Genomic DNA, 14,999 nt, shown 5'->3' with positions numbered 1-14,999 from the left:
GACGGTGGCCGCGCCCCTCGCAGGGGGCGCGGCCATCGTCGTACGTTCCCGACTCGCTCAGTAGCGCGGGCGGTTGAACCAGGCGGTGCCGCTGGGGACAACGGGTGCCAGGGTGATGATGACGCCGAAGACCAGCCAGATCAGCGGGCCGATGACCGCGGAGGCGAGGCCCGTGTCCAGGCCGACGAAGAGGTAGATCAGGCCGACGATGGCGCCGAGCGCCCCGTACACCACCGTGGTGATGCGCACGCCCTGGCCGCCGCGGCTGAACTTCACTCCGAGCGTGATCGACAGGGCCGCGAGACCCGCGACTATGAGCCCGAGGATGACGAACACGCCGGTCGCCGCGTCACCGATCCCCGCGTCGTCGAGCCCGAAGTCGTCGGCGCTGTCGGAGACGTCGTTGGCGATGGCGGCGAGGTAGAGGAAGCCGATCGCACCCAGGATCTGCACCGACGAGATCAGGAACAGGAAGACGCGCGCGGTGACCAGGAGACCCGGCATCGAGTGCTGCATCATGTTGCCGCCCGGGTAGCCGGGGTACGCCGGCTGCTGCGGGTAGCCGTAGGGCTGCTGCGGCGGCATGCCGGGCGGGCCCTGCTGGGGATAGCCGTAACCGGGAGCGGCCGGGGGCTGCTGGGGCGGCTGCCCGTATGGGTTGTTCGGGTCGCCGTAACTCATGGGCGGTCTTCCTCCGTCAGGTGGTGCGGGGACGACGCGGCACACCACGGAGGAAGGTGTTACAGATGCGGTCCGTCCCCCCGACACTGCCCGCGGCACTGTGCCGCACATCGTTCTTTAGGCATGGCTTATTTGTCCAGCCGCATTCCCTATGCGTTGTGCAAGTGCAACCTCGCTGATCAGCGGGTGAACCACCGTGGCGCCAGGGGAGCGCCCTGATTGGTACCGGGCGGGTCTCATCCGGGAAGATGGGGTCATGACCGCCCAGATTCTCGATGGCAAGGCCACCGCAGCCGCGATCAAGTCCGAACTGACCGCCCGCGTGGCGGCCCTGAAGGAGAAGGGCGTCACGCCCGGACTCGGTACCGTCCTGGTCGGCGACGACCCGGGCAGCCAGAAGTACGTCGCGGGAAAGCACCGCGACTGCGCGCAGGTGGGGATCGCCTCCATCCAGCGCGAACTGCCCGCCACCGCCTCCCAGGAGGAGATCGAGGCAGTCGTCCGCGAGCTCAACGAGGACCCGGCCTGCACCGGTTACATCGTCCAGCTCCCGCTCCCCAAGGGCATCGACGAGAACCGCGTCCTGGAGCTCATGGACCCGGACAAGGACGCCGACGGCCTGCACCCGATGAACCTCGGCCGCCTCGTCCTGAACGAGCCTGCGCCGCTGCCCTGCACCCCGTACGGCATCATCCGGCTGCTCCGGCAGCACGACGTGGAGATCAAGGGCGCCGAGGTCGTCGTGGTCGGCCGCGGTGTGACCATCGGCAGGCCCATGCCGCTCCTGCTCACCCGCAAGTCCGAGAACGCCACGGTCACCCAGTGCCACACCGGCACCCGTGACCTCGCCGCCCACCTCAAGCGGGCGGACATCATCGTGGCCGCGGCGGGCGTGCCGCACCTGATCAAGCCCGAGGACGTGAAGCCGGGCGCCGCCATCCTGGACGTCGGCGTCTCCCGTGACGAGAACGGCAAGATCGTCGGCGATGTCCACCCGGGCGTCGCCGAGGTGGCGGGATGGATCTCCCCGAACCCGGGCGGCGTCGGCCCGATGACCCGCGCCCAGCTCCTGGTGAACGTCGTCGAGGCCGCGGAACGCGCCGCGCGCTGAACGGAAAGAGGCGAGGCCATGAGCGAGGCCCAGAGTTCTTCAGAAGCCGGACCGGGCGGCAGCCCCAGCCCGGAGACTCCCCTGGCCAAGGGCACGGTCAGCGCGCCCGGCCCGGACGGGCGGCCGCGGAAGGTATCGCGCCGCTTCCCGCTGTTCACGCGTGACACCGCGCGGCCCGAGGGCGGCGGCCGTGCCGCGGCGGGCGACGCTCCCGCACCGGCCCGGCAGTGGCCGCTGCTCAGCGTCGTCTCGATGGTCGGGCTCGGGCTGCTGCTCACCGCCCTCGACGTGTTCCGCATCGGCACGCTGCTGATCGGCGTCGCCCTCATCGGCGGCGCCGTGCTGCGCTGGGCGCTGCCGGACGTCGGGATGCTCGCGGTGCGCTCGCGGTTCACGGACATGGTCACGTACGGGGCGCTGGGCCTCGCCATCGCGCTCCTCGCGATGATGGCGCAGCCCAAGCCCTGGCTGGAGATCCCGTTCCTGGACGACACGCTGCACTACACGATCTAGACGTGCGCGCTGGGCGTACGCGCTGGGCGTACGCGGTGTTCGCACGCGGATACCGCGGATCACGTACGTGCAGGCGCCTGACGGTGGCCCGTCCTCCCCCGAGGGGACGGGCCACCGTCAGGCGGACCGGGCCTTCCCCCGTGCGGTCTCCCGACGGCCGCGGTCCTGTGGTGCTGGTCCCACAAACTACGGGCGGGTCGTCGGCCGCGTCATCACGCCCTGGGTGGAACTCCGCCTGCTCCAGCGGCGGTAGACGGCCGGTTCCTACAACTTCCGCGGTACCGCGACCGGTTGACGTTCCGCCCCCCATCTGCGCGTTACGCTGCGGCGATGCGGATCCGCCCCCTCGCAGTCGACGCGTTGATCGCGGTCGCCCTGACCACGGTGGCCGTGCTGCTCGGGGACGAGTCCGTCAAACAGGGGTGGATCGCCCTCGACCCCCTGGGATACGCCCTGGTCGCGCTGATCTGCGTGCCCGTCGCGGTCCGCAGCAGAGCCCCGCTCGCCGTGCTGCTCGTCGTGCATCTGGCGTGGTTCGTGTACGTCACCGTCGGCTACTGGCCGGTGGTCGGCAGCTTCGGCCCCATGCTCACCGTCTACACGGTCGCCTCCCTTCGGCCCCCACGCGTCTCCCTCCCCTGCACCGCGCTGATGGCCGCCGTGTGGATCTACGCCGGTGTGATCAGCGAGGACGCCTCGATGCCGTCGGTCATCGGCCAGGCCGCCGGTTTCTCCCTCGTCCTGTGGCGCTTCGGGTACGTCGCCCGCCGGTCGATCGAACTCGCCCGGCAGTTGAAGCGCGAACAGGACGAGCGGGCCAGACGCGAGGTCGCGGAGGAGCGGGGGCGCATCGCGCGCGAACTGCACGACGTGGTCGCCCACCACATGTCGGTGATCTCGGTCCAGGCGGGCCTCGCGACGTTCGTCTTCGGCTCCGACCCCACCACCGCCCGCGCGGCGCTCGGCACGATATCGGGGACCAGCGGCGAGGCGCTCGAAGAGCTGCGCCGCATGTTGCGGGTGCTGCGGGCCGAGGACGGCGAGCACGGTGAGCACGGCGGCGACGCCCCCGAGGCCCCGATGCCGGGCCTGGCCCGCCTCGACGAGATGGTCGAGCGGGTCCGCACCGGGGGAGTCCCCGTCGAACTGCGGGTCACGGGGACGCCGCGGCCGGTGGCGCCCGGCGTGGAACTCTGCGCGTACCGCGTGGTGCAGGAGGCGCTGACCAACGTACTGAAGCACGCCCACGGAGCCGCGGCGACCGTCGAACTCGCCTACAAGCGCGGCTACATCGAGGTCTCGGTGACCAATGACGGAGAGGGGGTGATTCAGGACAGAGTGCGGACGGGTAGTGGACACGGCTTGATTGGGATGCGGGAGCGGGCCAAGCTCTACGGCGGGGCGATCAGTATCGGCCCGCTGAGCGAGGGGGGTTTCGCCGTGCGGCTCACCCTGCCGACCTCGGCGAGGGCCGCGGCGCGGGGGGACGACGCAACGCAATGAGCCGGGTGACCACCGGATGACCGCATGTATCAAAGTGCTCGTCGTCGACGACCAGTTCCTCATCCGTGCGGGGCTGGTGGGGCTGCTGCGGGCCGCGCCCGGCATCGAGGTCGTGGGCGAGGCGGGCGACGGCGACGAGGCCGTGGCGCTCGCCGCGCGGACCTGTCCCGACGTCGTCCTGATGGACATCCGCATGCCGGGCATGAACGGCATCACGGCGACGGCGAAGATCCTGGAACAGGCCGGTGAACCGGCGCCGCGCGTGCTGGTCCTCACGACCTTCGACCTCGACGAGTACGTGTACGGGGCGTTGCGCGCCGGGGCCTCCGGGTTCCTGCTCAAGGACTCCGGGCCGGAGCGGCTGCTCGCCGCCGTGGCGGCGGTCGGCAGCGGTGACGCGCTCTTCGCGCCCAGCGTGACGCGGCGCCTCGTCGAGGCGTTCGCGCGGCAGACGGCGGGGGCGGGGCCGGGGGCCGACGAGGGCGAAACGCCCCCCGACCTCGGGGCGTTGACCCTGCGCGAGGTCGAGGTCCTGAAACTGATCGCGCGCGGCCTCACCAATGCGGACATCGCCGAGCGGCTCTACATCAGCGAGGCCACGGTCAAGACCCACCTCAACCGCACGATGAGCAAGCTCGACCTGGACAGCAGGGCGCAGGCGGTCGTGGTGGCCTATGAGTCGGGGCTTGTCACACCGGGGGCAGGTGGGTGTTGAGGCTCAGCAGGTGACTACCTTGCCGTAGGAACCGCGGCCCCAGTTCCACTCCCACTGCTCCTTGTTCTGGTACGTGAGGCACGGCGAGTCGCTGCCCCAGTCGATGACGACCTTCAGGTGCATGGCCTGGCCGCAGAGGTTGGTCACCTTCACGTACTTGCGGTGCTTGATGACGTCCCGCTTGACGCAGGCGGGCGCGGTGCCGGAAGTCGCAGAGGCCGCGGTGGGCATCGCGAGGGTGGCGCCGAGGAGGGCGGTGGCGGCGATGATGCCGCTTGCGAGCCGCTGGCCGTGGCGGTGGTTCATGGGTGGGGTCCCTTCGGGGGGTGCGTACGTGCGCGTGTAGGCGTCTACGTGTGTACGTGTACGTGTGTACGTGTACGCGTGCCGTTGTTGGGCCGACTCTGCCGAGTGCGGCGGCTCCCGGGGCGCAAGACGTGGCCGAAGTCGCCCTTTCGGGGACGGTGCCCGCCCTCACCCCCGTGAGAGGGCGGGCACCGCCGTTCGGAAGGGTGCTTCCCGCTGGAATCTCCCGATGTAAGCGGTGTGTTCCGCTCGTGATCCAGAGTCATGGACGCGCCAAGCAGGTTCAAGGGATGCCAAGGCGCTGTGTCACGGAGGTGACCATTCCGCAACGGTCCGCGGCAGGTCAGGGGCGGTGCCCGGGGGTGCGAGGGGGGCGTGAGCGGGTGTGGGGGTGGGTGTGGGGGCGGGCGCGAGGGTGGGATGAATGCTGTATTCCGGAAGGTTCGGGAGGTCTCGGCCGGTACCTGGGGTTCCGCATTGTGGAGGGGTGCGGCGGTGGGACACTGGCCCGGTACCGCGGGGAGCGCGGCGGTGTCCGCCGGTACCCGCCGGTGGCCCGAATGCTCCCGTGCGCCCCTGATCCGGGAACTGACATCCTGGCTCCGCGCATCCCTCTGGGTAGTCCAGAACGGAGGGGCAGCGCAGGGGTCGGCGCGGGGGCGGCGCGGGGGCAGAACAGGCACGCACGGGGGGAATAGGGGGAGTAATGCCTCGTTGGAAGGCGCTACCGGACGAGCTCGACCCGCAGGTCAGGGAGTTCGCCAGCCAGCTGCGCAGGCTGGTCGACCGCAGCGGTCTGAGCATCGCGGCGGTCTCCGACCGGACCGGCTACAGCAAGACGTCGTGGGAGCGCTATCTGAACGGGCGGCTGCTCGCGCCCAAGGGGGCGATCGTCGCGCTGGCCGAGGTGACGGGGACGCCGCCCGTGCACCTCATCACCATGTGGGAGCTGGCGGAGCGGGCGTGGAGCCGTTCCGAGATGCGGCACGACATGACGATGCAGGCGATTCGCATTTCGCAGGCGCGGGCGGCGTTGGGGGAGTTGGGGCCTGATCCGTTGGGTGGGGGTGCGAAGGCACCGGGTAAGGCGCCTGGGAAGGCGTCCGCTCCTTCTCGGCCCGCTCAGTCCCCTCCTCCGGGGGGTGGGGGTGTTGCGCGCAACGGGGCCGGGGGCGGCGCCGGGCGCGTGACCGGAGTGGCGGGCCCGGCTGGGGTGTCGCCGACGGTGGGGCCCGCTTCTGTCGGCTCGTACGGGGCGTCCAGTTCGTACGGTGATGTCTCTGCGTCTGCCTTTGGTGAGGGTGGGGGTGGGGGTGGAGGTGCGGGGGGTCCTGGGGGGCCCAAGGGTGCACCGTCGCCATCGCCGTCGTCGCCCCCGTCGCCCGACAAGCAGCGTCGGCGGCGGAAACTGACGATGTTCCTTGCGGGTGTGGTCGGGGCCCTCGTGGTCATCGCGGCGGCGGTCTTCCTGACCGGGTTCGGTGGCGACGACAAGGGCGACGACGAGGCGAAGCCTTCCGTGACGCCGAGCAAGAGCGACACGGATCTGCCCGCCGGGGTCGAGTGCAGCGGCAAGGACTGTGCGGGCAAGGATCCCGAGAACATGGGCTGCGGCGGGGAGCTGGCGAAGACGACGTCGCGGGCGACGATCGGGAAGACGCTGGTCGAGGTGCGGTACAGCAAGACGTGCGGGGCCGCGTGGGCGCGGATCACGCAGGCGACGCCGGGGGACGAGCTGACGATCACGGGGTCGGGCGGCGGGGCCGGGGCGAAGCAGAACAGCACGGTGAACGAGGACTTCGACGCGTATACGCCGATGGTGGCGGCGGAGTCGGGGACGGCGGCGAAGGCGTGCGCGACGCTGACGTCTGGCCAGACGGGCTGCACGGAGTAGTCGGCCTGGTGCCTGCGGGCCGGTGGGGCGCGGGTCGCTTTGGGCCCGTCTGTGGGTGCGGGGCCGCGGGGGTATGTACGTACTCGCTATCCCTGCGCCACGTCTGTAGAGCTTCTGGCTGTCAGGGTGTGCTCGGTGCTCCGTGCGCACATACCCCCGCGTCCCCTCCCGTCTCGTACGCGACTGCGGCCCGGCGGGCGTTGCCCGGCTGGTACCTGAGGGCGTCTCCCACTCACTTGCGTTGGCGGCTGTGGAGGTCCCCCGCCCGCCCTTGCTCCTGCCGGACACGCTGTGGGGCAGCCCCGCCCCCCACTGAACGCGCTACGGCTCGCCCCACCCACCCGCGCTTCTTCCGCTGAACGCTCCGAGCCAGCCCCTCGCCCGCCCGTGCTTCCGCGGGACGCTGCGGGTCAATCCCACCCGCCCCTGCCCGCGCTGAACGTGCTGCGGGTCAATCCCACCGGCTCGTGCTCCCGCCGAACGGGCTGTGGGTCAATCCCACCCACCCGTCCCCGCGCTCAACGGGCTGCGGGTAAACCCACCCGCCGCCTACCCCCGCTGGATGTCGCGGGGCAAACGGGTGGGTGGGATGGATCCGCCGTGGAGTGGCGGGCTTGGTGCTTCTGCCCCGGCGGGCGGCGCGGGGTGCCCTGAGGTCCCTGCCCCCGCAGGGCGGTCACGGCCGTGCTCTCTTGGGGGTGAACTCGCTGGTCAGCGAACGGCGTTGCCGTCGTGGGCAGAAAGTTTGAAAGAGGGGGGCATGACATGGGATCGCGAGGGCAAGCGAACCGTACCCCCACGGGAGTGGTCACACCCCCACGGCGGCCGCCACGCTCCCCCCCCCTCGTGGCGGCCGCCCCCTTTTTTAGGGGGCGGCGCAAGCTGTGGGCCGGGCCACACCGACCCGGCGGCAAGGTGTCGCCGGGGCGCGATAGCCTGACGGCGGATCTCTCTTGATGCCAAGAGATCGATCATCGAGAGGCGATCGAGGACTCGACGAGGCGTCGGCGGGGATCCAGGAACAAGGGGATCCACGTACGAGACCAGGGACCCCACCGCCAGCTGTCTTACGGAGATCGCCATGACCCGCACTCCCGTGAATGTCACCGTCACCGGCGCGGCCGGCCAGATCGGCTACGCGCTGCTCTTCCGCATCGCCTCGGGCCACCTGCTCGGCGCGGACGTGCCGGTCAACCTGCGCCTTCTTGAGATCACGCCGGCGCTGAAGGCCGCCGAGGGCACCGCCATGGAGCTCGACGACTGCGCCTTCCCGCTGCTGAACTCGATCGAGATCAGTGACGACCCGAACGTTGCCTTCGACGGGGCCAACGTGGCTCTGCTCGTCGGCGCCCGCCCCCGCACCAAGGGCATGGAGCGCGGTGACCTCCTCGAGGCCAACGGCGGCATCTTCAAGCCGCAGGGCAAGGCCATCAACGACAACGCCGCGGACGACATCAAGGTCCTGGTCGTGGGCAACCCGGCCAACACCAACGCGCTCATCGCGCAGGCCGCCGCCCCGGACGTACCGGCCGAGCGCTTCACCGCGATGACCCGTCTGGACCACAACCGCGCCCTGTCGCAGCTGGCGAAGAAGACGGGCTCGTCCGTCGCCGACATCAAGCGGCTCACCATCTGGGGCAACCACTCGGCCACCCAGTACCCGGACGTCTTCCACGCGGAGATCGCGGGCAAGAACGCCGCCGAGGTCGTCAACGACCAGGCCTGGCTCGCCGACACCTTCATTCCGACCGTCGCCAAGCGCGGTGCCGCGATCATCGAGGCCCGTGGCGCCTCGTCGGCCGCCTCCGCCGCCAACGCCGCCATCGACCACGTCCACACGTGGGTGAACGGCACGGCCGAGGGCGACTGGACCTCCATGGGCATCCCGTCGGACGGCTCGTACGGCGTTCCGGAGGGTCTCATCTCCTCCTTCCCGGTGACCGTGAAGGACGGTGCGTACTCGATCGTCCAGGGCCTGGAGATCAACGAGTTCTCGCGTACGCGCATCGACGCCTCCGTGCAGGAGCTCACCGAGGAGCGCGAGGCCGTCCGCGGTCTCGGCCTCATCTGAGTCGCCGCGTACGAACGCGACTGAGAGACCGCCCTCCGACAGCCGACAAGGCCGCCGGGGGGCGGTCTTATTGGCGTACGACACAGGGGAGTACTTGCCCGTACGCTGAAAGCGCCGCTGCTTCCGGCTCGCCCGCGAGCCGAGGCGGCCGGCGCATCGGGGGTACTCGTGACGCACACCCAGACACCTCAGCGGACCGGCAGTCTCACCGGCCCCGGCGGCGACCCGAGTGCGAGCGAGGCAACCCGGCTCCTGTGCGCGGGCACCTACGTCGACGTCCGCTTCCGGGAAGCGGTGATCGACGAGCTGTACGTCCATGAGGAGCGCATCGCCGCGCCCTCGCTCGGCATCGACGCCACCCGCGTGCTCGCCCACGCGCTGCGCGCCCGGCGCGTCGAGTTCGGCTGGGCGCTCGTGATCCTCCTGCTGTGGATCGCGGCCCTGCCTCTCACCCGAGGCCTTGTCCTGCTCTACGTGCCGTCCTTCGCGATGGTCGTCCTCGCAGGATGGATCCGGGGGATCGCGAGGCGCTCGTCCCTGTTCTGGCGCGTCGTGGCGTGGCAGCTGCGCTGGGGCGGACGGGGGCTGCTCGTCTTCGTGCTCCTGCTGCTCCTCGGCCTCGCCGCCGGGGACGGCGGCAGTCTTCCCGGCACCGGCATCGACACCGGCGCCGGCGGAGTGGACCCGGCCCCGGCGTGGTTCGCCCTCGCCCTGCCCCTCCTGATGGCCTGGGTGGTGGCCGCACAGGGCGGCCAGTTCGCCAAGGCGCTGACCGGTGAGCTGTCCAGGGCCCGGTTCCCGGATCTCGCCGCCGACCCGGCCGAGCAGGCGGAGGGCGAGCGTTTCCACCGGCTGCGTCGCCGTATCCACGTCGAGCAGCGGGCGCGCCTGATCATGTACCGGGCGCCGGACCCCTTCTGCGGGGCGGGCAAGCCGTACGCGCCGTGGTCCCTGGCGGTGGAGTTGCGGCCGCGTGAGGGCGTCCAGCCCGAGCCGTTGGACAACACGGTGCTCCTGGGCCACATCGTGCCGCTCCTCGAGGCGTTGCGCGTGCCGTCCCCGCACGGTGCGCCCTACCGCGCCCTCGCCGTGCGCGACCGGCTGCGTGAGCTGGAGATCGACGAGGTGGTGTTCCTGCCGGTGGACGGTCTGCCGCGCAGGTCCCAGGCGCCGTACGGGCCCGAGGCGTTCGAGGAGCACCGGTTCCGTTCGGTCGAGGAGGGCGGCGAGACCCGGCGGCACTTCCTGCGGGTCAGGGTCGGCGGCTGGGACGAGGAGATCGTCACGACGGTGTTCGTCCGGGCCCACACCCAGGGCGGGATGCTGATGCTGGAGATCGCCCCTCATGTGCTGCGCCCGGTGCGGCAGCTGTACCAGTACGCCGACCGGGTCGCCTACCGGTACCGGCACAACAACCGCTTCGGCAAGACGGTCTGGGCGCTCGGCCATGTGCCGGCCTCGGCCGGGCGCGCCGCCGTGACGATGTGGCGGGCGTCGGGGGTGCTGTGGCGGATCGCCTCCGGCGGCCATGCGAAGGCCCTCGCCGACGGTCCGTGGATGTCCGTGCGGGAGCTCGGCTCGGACGACAGGGCCTCGCTCTTCCAGGAGATGGACGTCAGCCGCTACCTCAAGTCCATCCAGGACCGGGTGGCGGGCGGGGTGCGGCGGGCGCTGTACGAAGCGGGCTGGGAGACCGAGGGGTTCGAGAAGAAGGTCGACCTCGCCATCGACACGCTGAGCATCGGGACGGTGGGCGCCCTGGCCATCGGCAATCGGAACACCGTCACCAGCAACACCGGTGGTGCGACCGCCACGACGGCGGCGCGCCGGAGCGGGGGAGACCATGGGAACACCTGAGGAACGCGGCGCGGGAATCCACATCGGCAGTGTGGAGGGCGCCATGGCGATCGGTAACGGCAACGAGGTGACGTACTACGCGGCCGGCGGGTCGGGGCGTGACCGGGCCCAGGAGGAACTGCTGTCCGCCGTACGGAGGTTGCGCGAGGACCTGAGGCGTGCGGCCGTCGACGGCCGGACCACCGCCCTCGACGCCGAACTGGCCGCCGCCGAGACGGAGATCGCGGCGACGGGCGGCGCAGGTCCCGGCAGGCTCGCCCGGCTGCGGACCGCTCTGGCGGACGCGGGTGCCGGGATCGGGGTCCTGGCGTCGGGTGCGGCGGTCGCCGAGTCGGTGCGTGCGCTGTTGGGCGGCTGACCATGGGCGGGCGCGGTGACCCCGTGCACTGGAACGCCGCGACCCAGCGCTGGGAAGCGGGCGTGGCCCCCGCCGCAGAGCCGGTGCCGCCGCGGAGCCCCGACGGGCCGGGGCCCCCGGTGCCCCCGGAGCCCCCGGAGCCCCAGGGGCAACGCTTCCCCGGGTACGGCCCGCCGAGCGGCCGTCCGCCCCGCCGGCATCTCGCCGTCGTCGTGGTGGGTGTCCTGGTGGCCGTTGGCCTCGGCGGTGGGTGGCTGGTGTGGGGCCGCGACGACGGCGGGGACGGCCGGGCGCACAGCCGTCCCGCGGTGAGCGCCTCCGTCACGAAGCCCGGCCCCGGAGACCGGACGAGCGCTTCCGCCCCGGCGCCCGAGCCCGAAGACCGGACGAGCACCTCCGTCCCGACGCCCGAGCCCGGAGACCGGACGAGTTCGGTGCCGGAGGGCTACGAGATGCGGGCGGACCCGAAGGGCTTCGCGACCGCCGTGCCGCGCGGCTGGGAGCGTCGTACCGAGGGAGTGCAGGTCTACTACGAGTCACCGGACGGGCGCTCGTGGCTGCAGGTCTCCACGCCCTCGGGCCTGGAGATCACTCCCTACGAGGCGCTGCGTCGCATGTCCGAAGATCTCGAGGAGGGCAGCGACGCCTTCCCCGCCTACCGGCAGGACGAACTGGTCGAGTACAACGACATCACGTCCATGCTGACCTTCACGTACGACAGGCCGGACGACGGCGGGCATCGAGCCTGGGACTGGGCGTTCATGACCGAGAACGCCGGCCCTCAGTACGCCCTCCTCGTCGACGGGCCCGCCGACGAGTGGCCACTACAGCGAAGCAGGGCGAAGATCGCCCTGGACTTCTTCCTGCCCAGGCCCGGCCGGTGACCGGCGCGCGACCTGCTGGTGGGGGGAGTGAGGCGCCCCCGGCTCATGCGTGAGACGAGCCCGCCGCCTGCAACGCCGCCGCCTCCTTGGACAGCTGCACCGCCGACGCCAGGCTCAGGCCCGGCTCGGCCCGGCGCAGGACCTTGACCGCGTGGACGGAGTCGGCGCGGCCCGTGTACCCGGCGTCGGTGATGCGGCGCAGGGCCCAGCGGCCGCGTATCTCGGAGTCCGGGACGGCGGCCGTGCGGGCGAGGAGCGCCGCCGCGCGCTCAAGGCCGGGGCGGTCCCTCTCGTCGGCTGTCGCGAGCGCCTCGCGCAGCTCGTCCGCGACCGCGTCCGTGTCGCGCAGGGCGATCACCGTCAGTTCCCGCTTGGTGCCGAACATGTCTTCCGCTCCCTGTCCTCGTGGCTCTTGCCGCCGGGGTCATTGCCGCCCGGGTTATTGCTGTCGTACTCGTGAATGTAGTACTACTTATACATGAGCGAGCAAGTGCACAACAGGTTGGCGATGGTGCGCGCCGAACGGAAGGTGTCGCGTCAGAGCCTGGCCGAGGCGGTGGGAGTCCACTACCAGACCATCGGCTACATCGAGCGCGGGCAGTACAACCCGAGCCTCGACCTCGCGCTGAAGATCGCGAAGCACTTCGCGCTGCCGGTCGAGGCCCTGTTCTCCCTCGAACCGTTCCGCCCGCTCACGGACGAGGTCTACGGGAGGGACCACTGATGAAGACCGACGAGCAGCCCACCATCACCGGCTACGACCGGCGCATGTACGCGATCATGAACCGTCGCGAGGCCGCCCCGCTCTACGCCACCGCGGCTCGCCGCCGGGCCGCCGTCGTCACGCACATGGTGCTGACCGCGGTCGGCATCGCGTGCTGGCTCTACTCCGTGCTCGGCGACGAGCGCTGGGCCACCTTCGGAATGCTCGGGGTCCTGCTGCCCTGGTGCGTGGCGACCGGCGTCATCAACGGTGCGACCCGTGGCCTCCTCGAACTGCGGGTCCGCGCCCTCGACGAGCGACAGCGCGCCGAGAAGAACCGCGTGGCGGCCCGCGCGCAGTACGTCATGATGTGGCTCCTGCTGGCCGCGACCGTCCTGGTGGGCGGCCTCGGGTTCGCCGGGGTGGAGATCGAGGGGCTGATCTTCCCGGTGCTGTTCAGTGTGTTCGTCGTGCACTGGCTGATGCCGCTGTGGCTGGCCGGGCTGACGGCCGCCGACGAGCCCGCGGACGACCTTGCGGGCGATCTCGCGGACGACTGAGCGACCCGCGTCTTCTGAAGTCGCGCTTACGGGGGATTCCCGGGCGCAATGTTCCGATCATTTCGTCACCTGCGGTGACCGAGTGGGCATCGAGCGTATGTTTTGCTCCGAGTGCCCCCACGCGCAGTGACACGGCGCACTTTCGGCCATGAGACAGGCATGGTTTCTCCCCCTCAGGGCAGGTGCACCCGGCTACCGCGAGTGACAGGCGGGGCATATGACAGGAACGGAAGGCAAACGGGACGTGTCCGCACAACAGACCATCCATGTGGGCGGAGAGTGGCGTGCCGCCACCTCCGGCGCCACCCGCGAGATCCTCGACCCGGCGGATGCCAAGCCGTTCGCCGTGATCGCCGAGGGCGGATCGGAAGACGCGGACGCCGCCATCGCAGCCGCCCGCAAGGCCTTCGACGAAGGCTCCTGGCCGGCCACGCCCGTGGCCGAGCGCGCCGCGCTCCTGCGCCGCGTCGCCGACCTCCTCGTACGTGACCGCGAGGAGATCGGGCTCCTCGAGAGCCGCGACGCGGGCAAGACCCTCGAAGAGGGCCGTGTCGATGTGGACTGCGTCGCCGACGCCTTCCGTTACTTCGCCGACCTGGTGATCGGGGAAGGCGCCGGACGCGTCGTCGACGCCGGGTCCGACGACATCCACAGCGTCGTCGTGCACGAGCCCATCGGCGTCTGCACGATGATCACGCCCTGGAACTATCCGCTGCTCCAGGCCAGCTGGAAGATCGCGCCCGCACTCGCCGCGGGCAACACCTTCGTCATCAAGCCGAGTGAGGTCACTCCGCTGACGACGGTCGCGCTGATCGAGCTGCTCGTCGAGGCCGGTCTCCCCGCCGGAGTCGCGAACATCGTGACCGGCCCCGGCCACACCGTCGGCGCCCGGCTCTCCGACCACCCCGACGTCGACCTGGTCTCCTTCACCGGTGGCCTCGTCTCCGGCACCAAGGTCGCCCAGGCCGCCGCGCTCGGCGTGAAGAAGGTCGCCCTGGAGCTCGGCGGCAAGAACCCCAACGTGGTGTTCGCCGACGCCTGTGCCACGGAGGAGGGCTTCGACACCGCCGTCGACCAGGCGCTGAACGCCGCCTTCATCCACAGCGGGCAGGTCTGCTCCGCCGGTGGCCGCCTCATCATCGAGGAGTCCGTCCGCGAGCGGTTCGTCGCCGAGCTCGCCCGCCGGGCCGCGAAGATCAAGCTCGGGCGCGGCACCGAGGACGGCGTCGAGTGCGGTCCGCTCGTCTCGCAGCAGCAGCGCGAGAAGACCGAGATGTACGTCGCCTCCGCCCTGGAGGAGGGCGCCGTGCTGCGCTCCGGCGGCAAGCGGCCCGAGCCGAGCGAGGTGCGCCCCGCCGAGGGGTACTTCTACGAGCCGACCGTGCTCGACCAGTGCCACCGCGAGATGAAGGTCGTGCGGGAAGAGGTCTTCGGTCCTGTCCTGAGCGTCGAGACCTTCCGTACCGAGGACGAGGCCGTCGCGCTCGCCAACGACACGGAGTACGGCCTCGCGGGCGCCGTGTGGACCAGCGACTCGGGCCGCGCCCGCCGCATGGCCCGCCGGATGCGCCACGGCACCATCTGGATCAACGACTTCCACCCCTACCTGCCGCAGGCGGAGTGGGGCGGCTTCGGCAAGAGCGGCGTCGGGCGCGAGCTCGGTCCCGCGGGTCTCGCCGAGTACCGCGAGGCCAAGCACATCTACCAGAACCTGGCCCCGGAGCCGGTGCGCTGGTTCGCCGGCTGACCCAGGCCGGACAGAGGTACGCGCGGGGCGGGAAGTCCGCCCCGCGCAACACGTTCAAGCACCCCCCGCTCATTACGCGCAAGCACCTTGGCACGA

15 protein-coding genes and 1 pseudogene are annotated in these 14,999 nt (G+C 71.2%); 13 read left to right on the top strand and 3 right to left on the bottom strand.

Going from position 1 to position 14,999, the window contains the following annotated elements; genetic code table 11:
* Positions 1–57 precede the first annotated feature (57 nt).
* Positions 58–681 carry a hypothetical protein gene (locus tag AC068B_RS08670; protein ID WP_478669962.1) on the bottom strand — a complete coding sequence of 208 codons (624 nt, stop codon included), beginning with the start codon at positions 679–681 and terminating at the stop codon, positions 58–60.
* Between the two features lie 256 nt (positions 682–937).
* Here AC068B_RS08670 and AC068B_RS08665 point away from each other — a divergent pair, with 256 nt between their 5' ends.
* The 4 genes from AC068B_RS08665 to AC068B_RS08650 all read left to right on the top strand — a co-directional run bounded on the left by AC068B_RS08665 (position 938) and on the right by AC068B_RS08650 (position 4,523).
* Positions 938–1,792 (top strand): bifunctional methylenetetrahydrofolate dehydrogenase/methenyltetrahydrofolate cyclohydrolase, encoded by an 855-nt coding sequence (locus AC068B_RS08665; RefSeq protein WP_478669960.1) that lies wholly within the window; start codon positions 938–940, stop codon positions 1,790–1,792.
* Between the two features lie 18 nt (positions 1,793–1,810).
* Positions 1,811–2,305 (top strand): DUF3017 domain-containing protein, encoded by a 495-nt coding sequence (locus AC068B_RS08660; protein ID WP_478669959.1) that lies wholly within the window; start codon positions 1,811–1,813, stop codon positions 2,303–2,305.
* 330 nt (positions 2,306–2,635) lie between these two features.
* On the top strand, positions 2,636–3,808 hold the full coding sequence (locus AC068B_RS08655; RefSeq protein WP_478669957.1) for a sensor histidine kinase: 1,173 nt from the start codon (positions 2,636–2,638) through the stop codon (positions 3,806–3,808).
* Positions 3,809–3,824: 16 nt separating this feature from the next.
* Entirely contained in the window at positions 3,825–4,523 is a 699-nt protein-coding gene (locus tag AC068B_RS08650; RefSeq protein WP_478669955.1) for a response regulator, read from the top strand.
* A 3-nt stretch (positions 4,524–4,526) separates the two neighbouring features.
* On the opposite strand, the gene AC068B_RS08645 is transcribed toward AC068B_RS08650, so the two are convergent.
* Positions 4,527–4,829, bottom strand: a complete 303-nt coding sequence (locus tag AC068B_RS08645) for a hypothetical protein (protein WP_478669954.1) — start codon at positions 4,827–4,829, stop codon at positions 4,527–4,529.
* A gap of 706 nt (positions 4,830–5,535) precedes the next feature.
* On the opposite strand from AC068B_RS08645, the pseudogene AC068B_RS08640 reads away from it, so the two are divergent.
* From AC068B_RS08640 to AC068B_RS08615, 6 genes and pseudogenes are all read left to right on the top strand, one after another.
* A pseudogene (locus AC068B_RS08640) lies at positions 5,536–5,745 on the top strand (helix-turn-helix domain-containing protein); the annotation flags it as partial.
* A 498-nt stretch (positions 5,746–6,243) separates the two neighbouring features.
* Positions 6,244–6,723, top strand: a complete 480-nt coding sequence (locus tag AC068B_RS08635; protein ID WP_478670313.1) for a DUF2690 domain-containing protein — start codon at positions 6,244–6,246, stop codon at positions 6,721–6,723.
* A gap of 1,081 nt (positions 6,724–7,804) precedes the next feature.
* Positions 7,805–8,794: a malate dehydrogenase gene (locus AC068B_RS08630; protein WP_356251395.1), complete on the top strand. Its 990-nt coding sequence runs from the start codon at positions 7,805–7,807 to the stop codon at positions 8,792–8,794.
* 168 nt (positions 8,795–8,962) lie between these two features.
* On the top strand, positions 8,963–10,651 hold the full coding sequence (locus AC068B_RS08625) for a hypothetical protein (RefSeq protein ID WP_478669951.1): 1,689 nt from the start codon (positions 8,963–8,965) through the stop codon (positions 10,649–10,651).
* Positions 10,638–11,009 carry a hypothetical protein gene (locus tag AC068B_RS08620; RefSeq protein WP_478669950.1) on the top strand — a complete coding sequence of 124 codons (372 nt, stop codon included), beginning with the start codon at positions 10,638–10,640 and terminating at the stop codon, positions 11,007–11,009. The genes AC068B_RS08625 and AC068B_RS08620 overlap by 14 nt, the downstream gene beginning before the upstream one ends.
* 23 nt (positions 11,010–11,032) lie before the next feature.
* The gene (locus AC068B_RS08615; protein WP_478669947.1) at positions 11,033–11,893 is read left to right on the top strand and encodes a hypothetical protein; all 861 of its coding nucleotides are present in this window, start codon (positions 11,033–11,035) and stop codon (positions 11,891–11,893) included.
* Between the two features lie 43 nt (positions 11,894–11,936).
* On the opposite strand, the gene AC068B_RS08610 is transcribed toward AC068B_RS08615, so the two are convergent.
* The gene (locus tag AC068B_RS08610) at positions 11,937–12,278 is read right to left on the bottom strand and encodes a hypothetical protein (RefSeq protein WP_478669946.1); all 342 of its coding nucleotides are present in this window, start codon (positions 12,276–12,278) and stop codon (positions 11,937–11,939) included.
* Between the two features lie 93 nt (positions 12,279–12,371).
* Between AC068B_RS08610 and AC068B_RS08605 the strand changes: the two genes are divergently transcribed.
* From AC068B_RS08605 to AC068B_RS08595, 3 genes are all read left to right on the top strand, one after another.
* On the top strand, positions 12,372–12,617 hold the full coding sequence (locus AC068B_RS08605; RefSeq protein WP_150185819.1) for a helix-turn-helix transcriptional regulator: 246 nt from the start codon (positions 12,372–12,374) through the stop codon (positions 12,615–12,617).
* On the top strand, positions 12,617–13,156 hold the full coding sequence (locus AC068B_RS08600) for a hypothetical protein (RefSeq protein ID WP_478669945.1): 540 nt from the start codon (positions 12,617–12,619) through the stop codon (positions 13,154–13,156). Before AC068B_RS08605 ends, AC068B_RS08600 begins: the two co-directional genes overlap by 1 nt.
* A gap of 217 nt (positions 13,157–13,373) precedes the next feature.
* Positions 13,374–14,903: an aldehyde dehydrogenase family protein gene (locus AC068B_RS08595; RefSeq protein ID WP_356251389.1), complete on the top strand. Its 1,530-nt coding sequence runs from the start codon at positions 13,374–13,376 to the stop codon at positions 14,901–14,903.
* The last annotated feature ends 96 nt before the right edge of the window (positions 14,904–14,999 follow it).

The organism is Streptomyces sp. NPDC042371, from assembly GCF_056437465.1.
The sequence above is the reverse complement of the archived record's forward strand: the minus strand, read 5'-3'. Positions and strand labels throughout refer to the sequence as shown.

Bases quoted from the DNA above. Each gene is read 5' to 3' on its own strand.
- AC068B_RS08670 (WP_478669962.1), bottom strand. From the start codon at position 681: ATGAGTTACGGCGACCCGAACAACCCATACGGGCAGCCGCCCCAGCAG.
- AC068B_RS08650 (WP_478669955.1), top strand. From the start codon at position 3,825: ATGACCGCATGTATCAAAGTGCTCGTCGTCGACGACCAGTTCCTCATC.
- AC068B_RS08660 (WP_478669959.1), top strand. From the start codon at position 1,811: ATGAGCGAGGCCCAGAGTTCTTCAGAAGCCGGACCGGGCGGCAGCCCC.
- AC068B_RS08620 (WP_478669950.1), top strand. From the start codon at position 10,638: ATGGGAACACCTGAGGAACGCGGCGCGGGAATCCACATCGGCAGTGTG.
- AC068B_RS08610 (WP_478669946.1), bottom strand. From the start codon at position 12,278: ATGTTCGGCACCAAGCGGGAACTGACGGTGATCGCCCTGCGCGACACG.
- AC068B_RS08655 (WP_478669957.1), top strand. From the start codon at position 2,636: ATGCGGATCCGCCCCCTCGCAGTCGACGCGTTGATCGCGGTCGCCCTG.
- AC068B_RS08645 (WP_478669954.1), bottom strand. From the start codon at position 4,829: ATGAACCACCGCCACGGCCAGCGGCTCGCAAGCGGCATCATCGCCGCC.
- AC068B_RS08665 (WP_478669960.1), top strand. From the start codon at position 938: ATGACCGCCCAGATTCTCGATGGCAAGGCCACCGCAGCCGCGATCAAG.
- AC068B_RS08630 (WP_356251395.1), top strand. From the start codon at position 7,805: ATGACCCGCACTCCCGTGAATGTCACCGTCACCGGCGCGGCCGGCCAG.
- AC068B_RS08635 (WP_478670313.1), top strand. From the start codon at position 6,244: ATGTTCCTTGCGGGTGTGGTCGGGGCCCTCGTGGTCATCGCGGCGGCG.
- AC068B_RS08595 (WP_356251389.1), top strand. From the start codon at position 13,374: ATGACAGGAACGGAAGGCAAACGGGACGTGTCCGCACAACAGACCATC.
- AC068B_RS08600 (WP_478669945.1), top strand. From the start codon at position 12,617: ATGAAGACCGACGAGCAGCCCACCATCACCGGCTACGACCGGCGCATG.
- AC068B_RS08605 (WP_150185819.1), top strand. From the start codon at position 12,372: ATGAGCGAGCAAGTGCACAACAGGTTGGCGATGGTGCGCGCCGAACGG.